This is a genomic window from Pseudoalteromonas sp. SIMBA_162 (assembly GCF_046535955.1).
In the GTDB taxonomy this organism is placed as follows: Bacteria; Pseudomonadota; Gammaproteobacteria; order Enterobacterales; family Alteromonadaceae; genus Pseudoalteromonas; species Pseudoalteromonas marina.
Window position 1 is genome coordinate 1 of record NZ_JAWJBQ010001042.1, and the last position, 242, is coordinate 242.

The 242-nt window shown below is 41.7% G+C and carries 1 pseudogene; it reads right to left on the bottom strand.

Features of this window, described 5'->3' with window-relative positions:
• Nucleotides 1–69: 69 nt before the first annotated feature.
• Nucleotides 70–242 (bottom strand): annotated as a pseudogene (locus tag R0J88_RS22875) (PAS domain S-box protein); the annotation flags it as partial.

Genomic DNA, 242 nt, shown 5'->3' on the forward strand with positions numbered 1-242 from the left:
AAATTACTTTTCCCACATTCCGTGGCTTGCATCAACGTCTATGTCAGTTCCATTTTTATGTTTCAGTCATATTTCTGCCGCAGGGATTGCTACGCCTTCATTGATCCACTTTGTATGCGCCTCAATTACCATGTCTCTCATAGGGGCTGGTACTATTAGTTCTAGCTTCTTTCCAAGTGCTTCCTCTTGTTTATAGCCATAAAGGAGTTCCCTTCCTTTGTTCCAATACACAACTCGTCTTT